We start from the raw sequence: 3,536 nt of genomic DNA, 5'->3' as shown, positions 1-3,536 counted from the left end.
GGGCGGGGGCTCGGTGGGGCGGTACGCGGACGAGGTGGTCGAGGGAGCCGCGACGGACGGGGTGCGCGTGTCGCTTACGGCGGAGGAGGTGCCGGTGGCACCCGGCGTGGGGAACGCGGTGGCAGGACCGGCGTGCCCGACCTGTCCGGCGCCGGGGTGAAGGCCGAGGGAAGCGGCGCCGCGGAAGTGGCCGACGCCTCTGACCATCCTTGTCTCGCCGGCTCCCCTGATCTCCCCGGCGTTCCTGGCGCCCCTTACGTCTCTCGGGTCACCAACGCGGCTGGCGCCCCCGGCACGGTCGGCATCCCCCGCGCCCCCGCCGTCACCACCGGTTTCGGCCCGGCGCTCCACCCGGCCCTCGTCGCCGGGGTCCGAGTCGGGGCCGCCGGGGCCGGGAACGTGGGTCCGGGGAGGAGGCGAGGGCGCGTCGGTCCCGGGGGGTGTCTCGCCGGCCGTCACCGTGCCCTCTCCGGGCGTCTTGCCGTCCTGGCCGCCCGTCGGCGGCTCGCGGTAGGCGGCCCACAGCACCAGCGCGGGCGCGGCGGCGACCGTCGCCACGACGGTGGTGGTGACGGCCCGGTGGCGCAGCCAGGTACGTCGGCCCGTCCGGTCCCCGGGCGGCAGCGGGTAGCCCTCGCGGTCGTAGCGCGGCCCGCTCGGGCGGGTGGCGCGGACGTGCCGCAGGGCGGCCTGCAGGGCGCCGACGGGCGCTTCGAGGAGGGGGAGTTCCGCGCGGAAGGCGGCGGTGCCCGGCCAGGGCGCGCCCGCGGTCACCCTTTCCGCCGTGCGCCGGCAGGCGGCGCACTCGTCCACGTGCCGGACCAGCTCCCGGCGGACGGACGGGCCGAGCGGCGCGCGGGCGTACCCGCCGGCGGCGAACCGGACGAGCACCGGGCAGCGGCCCGCGGCGACGACCGCGAGCGCGGTGCGGGTCCGTTCGACCTCGCAGACGGCTCCGGCGAGCAGGGCCCTGGCCGCGTCGGGTTCGAGCCGCAGCACGGTGGCCACATCGCGGGACGACAGGCCGTGCCGTACGGACAGCTCCAGCGCCTCGCGCTGCACCGGGTTCGTCCCCGCCGCCTCCGGCCAGACCAGCCGATCGGGCTCGGCCAGGTGCCGGAGGACCGGCCGGGCGCGGGGCCCGGCCCGTCTGGCACCACCCACCGGCCCGTCCGGCAGGTCCGGCAGGTCCGGCCCGGGAGTATCGAGGGACTCCTCGGGCTCCGGCGGCCGGGCGACCGTGCGGCGTCGGCAGGCCCAGCGGGCGAGGGCGTAGAGCCAGGGCCGGACCGGGCCGGACGGGGCGCGGTCGGCGCGGCGTTCGGCCAGGGCCAAGGCCTCGGCGAGGGCGCAGGTGGCCATGTCGGGCTCGCGGAGGAGGAACAGGCAGTACGTGTAGAGGCCGTCGAGGTGCGGGGCCACCCGGGAGAGGTGGAGGCGGGGCACCGCGGACGGCGGTGTGTCGTCGGCCCGGGGCGTGACGACCGGGGGCCGTGGGGCGCCCCCCGCGCGGTGGGGCGGCCGGGACCCGCCGGGGGCGTGCGGGGGCTGCTCATACCTGCTCGTCATCATTCCGGCGACCGTAGGGCGACCCGGATGGGCGCTTCGCCATGCTCAGCCTGGTTTACCCCGTACGGGGGAGCTCATCCCGAGAAAGGCCGCCGTAACGGTACGTTCCGGGCGACGTGACGGCGCGGAGCGCGCCGGGGTACGCCGGGGCGGTCGTGGGGCGCGAGGGCGGCACCGCGAGCCGGGCGCGTGCTGCGAGAGCCGGTCCCGGCCGCCGACGGGGACGCCGGGCGGCGGATCTGGCGTAGCCGGCGACCCGACAAGCGAACGGCCGCACCCGGCGGCCGGCCCGGATCCCGCGGAGGCGGCGACACGACAGCCGGAGCGGCTCGTCGGCAGGTGCGGGCGGCTCGGCGCACCGCATGACAGGCCCTCCGGCGGCGCTCACGGAAGACGGACGCCCCGACGGTCGACGGCCCCGGCGGCGACGGCACGAAGCGCGTCCCCGCCTCCGTCCGCGGTGTGCGGAACGTCTCCGCGCCCCGTCCGCGGACTCCGAGCGGGCCGGCGTTGTCAGTGGTTGCCGCTACGGTGACTCGCATGGCTGCCCGTACCTCTCGTTCGTCCGCCAAGGACCGGCCCTCCTACCGCTGCACCGAGTGCGGCTGGACCACCGCGAAGTGGCTCGGCCGCTGCCCGGAGTGCCAGGCGTGGGGCACGGTCGAGGAGTACGGCGCGCCCGCCGTGCGGACGACCGCGCCCGGGCGGGTCACGTCCGCCGCGCTGCCCATCGGCCAGGTGGACGGCCGGCAGGCCACCGCGCGCGGCACGGGCGTCCCGGAGCTCGACCGGGTGCTGGGCGGCGGCCTGGTGCCGGGCGCGGTGGTGCTGCTGGCGGGCGAGCCGGGCGTGGGCAAGTCGACGCTGCTGCTGGACGTCGCGGCGAAGGCGGCGTCCGACGAGCACCGGACGCTGTACGTGACAGGCGAGGAGTCGGCGAGCCAGGTGCGGCTGCGGGCGGACCGCATCGGCGCGCTCTCGGACCACCTGTACCTGGCGGCCGAGACGGACCTGTCGGCCGTCCTCGCCCACCTCGACTCGGTCAAGCCCTCGCTGCTGATCCTCGACTCGGTGCAGACCGTCGCCTCCCCGGAGATCGACGGCGCGCCCGGCGGCATGGCCCAGGTGCGCGAGGTGGCCGGCGCCCTCATCCGCGCCTCGAAGGAACGCGGGATGTCAACGCTGCTCGTCGGCCATGTGACGAAGGACGGCGCGATCGCCGGCCCCCGGCTGCTGGAGCACCTGGTGGACGTCGTGCTGCACTTCGAGGGCGACCGGCACGCGCGGCTGCGCCTGGTCCGGGGCGTGAAGAACCGCTACGGGGCGACGGACGAGGTCGGCTGCTTCGAGCTGCACGACGAGGGCATCACCGGCCTGACCGACCCGAGCGGGCTGTTCCTGACCCGCCGGGCGGAGCCGGTGCCGGGCACCTGTCTGACGGTCACGCTGGAGGGCCGCCGCCCGCTGGTGGCCGAGGTGCAGGCGCTCACGGTGGACTCGCAGATCCCGTCACCCCGGCGCACCACCTCGGGCCTGGAGACCTCCCGGGTCTCGATGATGCTGGCGGTGCTCGAACAGCGGGGCCGCATCAGCGCCCTCGGCAAGCAAGACATCTACAGCGCGACCGTCGGCGGCGTGAAGCTCTCCGAGCCGGCCGCCGACCTGGCCGTCGCCCTGGCCCTGGCCAGCGCCGCGAGCGACACCCCGCTGCCGAAGAACCTGGTGGCCATCGGCGAGGTGGGGCTCGCGGGCGAGGTCCGGCGGGTCACGGGCGTCCAGCGCCGGCTGGCGGAGGCGCACCGGCTCGGTTTCACGCACGCCCTGGTGCCGTCCGATCCGGGCAAGGTGCCCGCCGGGATGCGGGTGCTTGAGGTCGCCGACATAGGCGATGCGCTGCGGGTACTCCCGCGCGGGCGGCGCCGGTCCGGCGGGGGCGACGGCGGGGGTGCCCTCTCCGGGGAAGGGGC

2 protein-coding genes are annotated in these 3,536 nt (G+C 77.3%); one reads left to right on the top strand and one right to left on the bottom strand.

All coding sequences use genetic code 11. From position 1 onward, the window contains the following. On the bottom strand, positions 1–1,572 hold a 1,572-nt coding region (locus tag ACSNOK_RS31785), incomplete at its 3' end, for an RNA polymerase sigma factor (RefSeq protein WP_436784258.1). Between the two features lie 537 nt (positions 1,573–2,109). Here ACSNOK_RS31785 and radA point away from each other — a divergent pair. Then, a partial coding sequence (gene radA, locus ACSNOK_RS31780) for a DNA repair protein RadA (protein WP_436784257.1) occupies positions 2,110–3,536 on the top strand: 1,427 nt, incomplete at its 3' end.

Source organism: Streptomyces sp. URMC 126 (genome assembly GCF_051386555.1).
GTDB lineage: Bacteria > Actinomycetota > Actinomycetes > Streptomycetales > Streptomycetaceae > Streptomyces.
Note: the sequence above shows the minus strand (reverse complement) of the source record. Positions and strands in the feature narration are given on the sequence as shown.